The sequence below is a fragment of the Streptomyces vastus genome, assembly GCF_039532825.1.
Classification (GTDB): domain Bacteria; phylum Actinomycetota; class Actinomycetes; order Streptomycetales; family Streptomycetaceae; genus Streptomyces; species Streptomyces vastus.
The window spans coordinates 1-6,034 of the sequence record NZ_BAAASJ010000121.1 but is presented as its reverse complement, the minus strand read 5'-3'; the positions used below and the strand labels follow the sequence as shown (position 1 = coordinate 6,034).

6 protein-coding genes are annotated in these 6,034 nt (G+C 67.3%); 5 read left to right on the top strand and 1 reads right to left on the bottom strand.

Features of this window, described 5'->3' with window-relative positions; all coding sequences use genetic code 11:
• Positions 1–668, top strand: a 668-nt coding sequence (locus ABD357_RS40645; protein WP_344396481.1) for a hypothetical protein, incomplete at its 5' end; no start/stop codon positions are given.
• 23 nt (positions 669–691) lie between these two features.
• Complete coding sequence (locus ABD357_RS40640; RefSeq protein ID WP_344396480.1) at positions 692–1,720, top strand: TRM11 family SAM-dependent methyltransferase; 1,029 nt, start codon at positions 692–694, stop codon at positions 1,718–1,720.
• An 81-nt stretch (positions 1,721–1,801) separates the two neighbouring features.
• Here ABD357_RS40640 and ABD357_RS40635 read toward each other — a convergent pair whose 3' ends face one another.
• Positions 1,802–2,527: a helix-turn-helix domain-containing protein gene (locus tag ABD357_RS40635; RefSeq protein ID WP_344396479.1), complete on the bottom strand. Its 726-nt coding sequence runs from the start codon at positions 2,525–2,527 to the stop codon at positions 1,802–1,804.
• Positions 2,528–2,723: 196 nt separating this feature from the next.
• Here ABD357_RS40635 and ABD357_RS40630 point away from each other — a divergent pair, with 196 nt between their 5' ends.
• From ABD357_RS40630 to ABD357_RS40620, 3 genes are all read left to right on the top strand, one after another.
• Positions 2,724–2,969: a hypothetical protein gene (locus ABD357_RS40630; RefSeq protein ID WP_344396478.1), complete on the top strand. Its 246-nt coding sequence runs from the start codon at positions 2,724–2,726 to the stop codon at positions 2,967–2,969.
• 6 nt (positions 2,970–2,975) lie between these two features.
• Complete coding sequence (locus tag ABD357_RS40625) at positions 2,976–3,413, top strand: integrase core domain-containing protein (protein ID WP_344396496.1); 438 nt, start codon at positions 2,976–2,978, stop codon at positions 3,411–3,413.
• A 399-nt stretch (positions 3,414–3,812) separates the two neighbouring features.
• A complete protein-coding gene (locus ABD357_RS40620; RefSeq protein ID WP_344396477.1) occupies positions 3,813–5,969 on the top strand; it encodes a hypothetical protein in 2,157 nt (718 codons plus the stop codon).
• Positions 5,970–6,034 lie beyond the last annotated feature (65 nt).

Sequence of the window (6,034 nt, the reverse complement as noted above, 5' to 3'; positions counted from 1 at the left end):
TGTCGAAGACTCCTTCCCGCCGCTCTACTGCTCCCCGCCCGCGCACGTCCCACCCGCTGCCGACGACGACCTGGTTCCCGGGCCCGGATGAGCCGAATGCTGCTCCCATCCCCGGCGCGGTGCTGCCCGCCTGGGCGATCGACAAGATCCGCACCGAGTTCGTCGGACGCCCCGGCCACGGGCCCGCCCCACTGCTCAAGATCGCGATCCGGGACACGGCGCCGGGCATGGACGCCCGCATCCCGAGCACGCCCTTCGCCGCAGCGGTCGACGACGAGGACGCCACGAGCAGGCCGTCCATCCTGCTCGCCGAACTCCACCCCGACGCACTCCCCGCCCCCGCCGACGACCTGCAGGCCGTCGTAGGGATGCCCGGCGCGCGGGAGGACGGCTGGCCCGGCTTCTTCCACCGCGCCCACCGGCTCCTCCCCACCAACGGCATCCTGCTGCTGGCCACCCGCCAACGCCGGCAGGCCGGACGCCTCACCGACCCCCTCGGCACGCTGATCGCGGGTGCCCGCACCGCCGGCTTCCGCTACCTCCAGCACATCGTGATCGTCTACGGCCACCCGGCCGGCGACCGCCTCGTCCCCGCCCCGCCCCCGGACGCATCCCGCGGCGTCGCGCACTGCGACCTGATCGCCCTGTCCGCGATCACCCACCCGTAGGCCCAGGCCAAGGAGATACCGCCGTGCCCTGCTCCCTCTCGGTGTGGAACACCGCCCCCACCTCCGCCCCCGCCCAGCGCGCCGACCGCTACGTGCCCGGCTCGGCCGCCCACCCCGCCAAGATGCTCCCGCAGATCGCCGCCCACGCCATCGCCACCTACACCCGCCCCGGCGATGTGGTCCTGGACCCCATGTGCGGCATCGGCACCACCCTCGTCGAGGCCATCCGCCTCGGCCGCCACGCCCTGGGCACCGAGTACGAACCGCGCTGGGCCGACCTGGCCCACGCCAACGTCCTCCACACCATGCAGGCCACCGAACGCGGCAGCGGACACGTCGCATGCGGCGACGCCCGCCACCTCACCGACCTCATCGACGACCGCCACCACGGCAAGATCGCCCTCGTCGTCACCTCACCGCCGTACGGCAACTCGGTACACGGACAGGTCCGCTCCACCCGCGAGACCGGCGAACGCGGCGTCCTCAAGAAGGACTACCGCTACAGCCACGACCCCTCCAACCTCGCCCACGTCTCCACCGACCGGCTCCTGGACGCCTTCACAGAGATCCTCACCCAGTGCCGACAAGTGCTGCGCCCCGGCGGCACCGTCGTCGTCACCACCCGCCCCTGGCGCGAACGCGGCGAACTCATCGACCTGCCCTCCGCCGTCCTCGCCGCCGGCCAGGCCGCCGGACTCATCCCCGCCGAACGCTGCGTCGCCCTCCTCGCCGGCATCCGCGACAGCCGCCTCATCTCGCGCCCCTCATTCTTCCAGATGAAGAACATCCGGGACGCCCGCCGCCAGGGCATCCCCCTCGCCGTGGTCCAGCACGAGGACGTACTGGTCTTCACGCGGTCCGCACTACAACACGCTGCCGGAAGCGCGACGAGGAAGGAGCGGCAGAGCACATCGAGGTGCGGCGCCAGAACTGCCTGCACGTCGGCATCTGCGGCAGCTGTCCGAACCCGTACCTGCAGGAGGGCTCGGCCCACCGGATCTCCTTGGCGGACACGACACGCCGACTGGGAGGCCCCGCGCCGCTTCTCATGAGCGGAAACAACGTTGACGGAGCGAGCTGCCGTGCCGGTTCCTTTCCTGCTCGGAACCGGCACGGCTCACCTGGCTGATGAACTATGCACCCGGCTGCGGGGGCGCCGCGCGGTAGGTGCGCGGGCGGTCGGTGACCTGTTCGGCCAGACCCTGCTTGGCGAGGGTGGCGAGTGCGTTGGCGATGGCACCGGAGGAGCGGTCGATCATGCGGCTGATCCTGGTGGCGGTGAAGGCTTCACCGGCATGGGCGTTGAGGTGGTTGATGACAAGCTGGCGGAGGCATCCGGAGGCAAGGCGTTTGTTTCCGTCAGGCAGGGAGGTGAGGGCGACGGGCCTTGTCGGATCGGTGGGTTCGGTGCGCTGGGCGGGCAAGGCCGCGGCGGAGGCAGCCTGTTCGGCCTCCGGGGCCTCAGAGTTCTCCTCGGGTTCGACCGCGGCGGGCGCCTCCGGATCCGTCTTCAGGTCCGTCTCCGCAGCCGGTTCGCTGGCGGGCGCGGTGCCGGGCGCGGAGTGGGTTGGTTCCTCCTGGGAGAAGGGCTCTTCGGATGCGTGGCTCGGGTTGGTGTAGGTGGCGTGCCAGAGGTCAGGGCGGCGGTTGGGGCCGTTCTGGATGCCGCGGTCGCGGTGGGCGAGGCCGCGCTTCTCCAGGGCAACGAGGGCTTTGAAGGTGCTGGAGCGGGGTGTAGCGGCGGCTTGGGCGATGTCGTCGACGGTAGCCGGATCGGTGAAGGCGACCAATTGTGTGTAGACGCTGATGATGGCGGGGGACAGACCGGCCAGCTGGTCGGCGGTCGCGGTTTCGGACATGAAGGGGCCTCATTTCCCGGTAGATGTAAGGAGTGAGGTCCCCGGCCGGGGTGCGGTCCTTGGCGGGGCCGCTGGTGTCGCCGGCGCGTGCGCATCGCGGGTGTTCCGGGCGGACAGGGCCGACGGCGTGGGGATCGCGGTGGTCCGTGATCCCGCTCGGCCGGTCGGCCGCGACCATGGACGCTCGGAAGCGGGCATGAAGTCAAGCGCCGGTCAACCGATCTGTACCGGCCCACGTCAGAGCGGTTCATGGGCGGCCTGCTGCACCGTCGCCCGGCTGATGCGCGGCCTGGGCCTTCAGGGTGCCCGACGCGGGAAGAAGATCCGCACCACCATCCGGGACGACGGCCACGAGCGGGCCGCTGACCTGCTCGGGCGGGACTTCACCGCATCCGGTCCGAACGAGAGATGGGTCGCGGACTTCACCTACGTCGCCAGCTGATCCGGGATCGTCTATATCGCGTTCGTCGTGGACGTGTTCTCCCGGGCGATTGTCGGTTGGTCCACCGCCATCAGCAAGCGGGCCAAGCTCGTCCTCGACGCCCTCGACATGGCGTTGTGGCGCCGGGATCGTGCCGGCACTCCGGCTGGCCAGGGGCTGGTTCATCATTCGGATGAGGGCAGTACACGTCATTCGCGTTCAGCCTGCACCATCGACGCCTCGATGGGCTCCATCGGAGACTGCGTGGACAACGCGATGATGGAGTCCTTCTGGGCCCGAGTCCAGGTCGAACTGCTCAACCGCAGACGGTGGCGGACGCGTCTGGAGCTGTCCACCGCGCTCTTCGAGTACCTGGAAATCTTCCATAACCGACAGCGCAGACACTCCGCCCTGGGCATGCTCAGCCCGGTGGAGTACGAACTCCGCACCCCGCCAGTAGCCTGAAACCAAGCAACTCGACTCCACCCAACTCGGGACAGTCCGTCGACTCCACCCAACTCGGGACAGTCCGGAGCCTCCACCGATCCTGGCACGGTTCAAGGCGCTCATGACGTCTTGGGCACCCAGCGAACCCGGGCTGCGAGACACTTGTAGTCGGCGAGTGCCCCGTAGCGCTCAACCGGTGGGCGTGAGGAGGCGACGACGTGGCGTTCGTTCGAACAGCGACGGGAGGCGCGAAAGACGCATCCCCCGGAGAGCTATATCGAGACCTTCCGCGGCGGGCGGGTGCGGTTCCCGGTCTGTGGGCGCACCAGTCGGAGATGCTCAAGGCCTTCACGTCAGACAGGAGCGTCCTGTAGCCCCGCCGACGGCTCGACGAGGAGCGAAGCTGAGGAGAACAGCATGGCGGACTGGCACCCCCTGCCGCTTGGATCATCGCTCAATGGCACGCCTTCGGCTCCTACGTCCGCGCCGGTGATCGCGAAACTCGAGCTTCTTCCTTTCAACGCTCTGTCATGGGAGGACTTCGAACGTCTTCAATGGCGAGTGATGCGCGACGTGGAGGGCCTACGCCATGCACGGTTGTACGGAGATCGTGGCCAGGCTCAGTTTGGCCTCGACATCGTTGCCCTAGCGCCAGATAACAGCGGCGTCGCGCTCCAGAGTAAGAAGTACACAAGGTTTGGTGCGGCGGAGATAAAGGCGGCCGTCAAGAAATTCCGCACGACAGACCGTCCCTTCTCGGTCGACCGCCTCATCATCGGAGTGGCCCGCACCGTCCGAAGCACCGGAGCAATCGAAGAACTCGCAAAGCAGGGCAGGACGCTGCGACCGATCAGCCTGGAGTTGTGGGATGCGCAGGAGCTCTCGCACCTCCTGCGGGGACGCCCAGAGATCGTTATCGAGTTCTTCGGACTGCCGACTGCCGAGGCCTTCTGTCTCCCGTTCAAGGTTGACATGACCGTCGTGCCGCCTGCAGAGGTTGTGGCAGTCCGTGAGGCGATCGCCCGGACGCCGGAAGTCACCACGGGCGCACAACAGTTCTTCGACGAAGCAGCCGCCGCATCCGATCCTTCGCAAGCACTCTCGCTCATTGAGGCGGGGCAAGCGGGACTACGTGACGCGGGATTCGGGCCGCACGCCGCGCAACACGACAAGGACCGCATCCGCTTGCTCGCGGACGTCGGTCGAGCCGCCGAAGCCGCTCGCTACGTACTGGACCAGTTCTGGGTGGCTCTCGATCAAGGGCTTTCCGCAACTGCCCAGCTCACGCGATCCCAACTGGACGAGCTAACGAAGCTCGCGGTGACGAACGAGCACGTCAAGCGCTATCGGCGCGTCAGCGAGGTTGCCATCGATCTCTACCTGAACCCCCTCGCTTACGTGCCTGACATCGACCGCCTACGGATCGGAGATCCCATTGACGAGGTCCGACTCGCTTTGCTCGCTGGCGAAACGTCTCTGGCCAACGACGATCAGGAATGGCTAACAAAGGCCGTTCCGGTCTTCACCGAGCTTTCATGCATCTCCTCGATCGATCGCGTACTACGCACCAGGCTAAGGCTGCTTCTCGCCGAGACCACCGCAGACTGGTCAGAACTGCTTGCCGACGCACGGAAGCTGAATCTCGGACATGACCTACTTGGCCTGGTGACGGCACGTTACGCGCGTGACTGCGCCCTGCATCAGAAGTTCCAGGAAGCTGATCTTGCGTGGGACGAAGCTTCCGGCTCTGCATCGCTGGCGCGGCAATGGGGCGAAGCATCGACATGGATCTTCAGCCGTCGAGCCTTCCGAGCGCGCTGGAACCCCTTCACCAGCGACGACCTGCTGCCCCTACAGACAGCCATCCGCAGGATGGGGACTTCCTCCCCCCTCGTGCCTGCTGCGGACGGCGCCTACGAGGACGCATTGGCTGCCTTGAGCGACCAGAAGCTCCGGTCTGCAGCGATATCGGCCCAGCGAGCGCTACGCGACGCTGTCACGGCTAGCGACTGGGTCGGAGAAGAGCGCGCCCGACGGGCTCTCGCCACGATCCTCATCGAGTCCGACGAGCCCGCGTTGGCGGCCCGTCACCTCGTGCGAGCAGGCGCAACCAAAGCTATCGATGCTCTCGGTAAATCTCTTCCTCGCGACTTCATCGACATCCTCGATGACTTGAACGCGCCCAACTACTGGACGGTCGGCACAAGTTACCGCCTGATCGCCGCACAGGCAGACCTCGTACCAGACGAACGCGTCGGCGCTGTGTCAGAGCGCCTCGTCGACGAACTAGCGGCGGCAGAAACGGGGACCACGCCGGATCTACCAGCATTCGCCACGTCTAGATACAACAACTCCGTCAAGGCTCTGGCCGGCATGGCCGACCGGCTCGATGCGACTCGCGCGGACAACGTGCTGAGCCACTTCGAGGGGCAGCCGCCCGTGGAAGAGAACCACTACCGATACCACGATGAGGACGAAGCCGTCGTGGTGGCCAAGATCGCGCTCACCCACGCTCCACTCGTGGAGCGTGCCGTCCCACACCTAGTACTACAGCCGGTGGTTCACGTGACGTGATGGCGGTCGGTTCGTTGGGCCGTTCGTGGGACTGATGCTGCCGCCGGGGGCGGTTGGAACGGGCG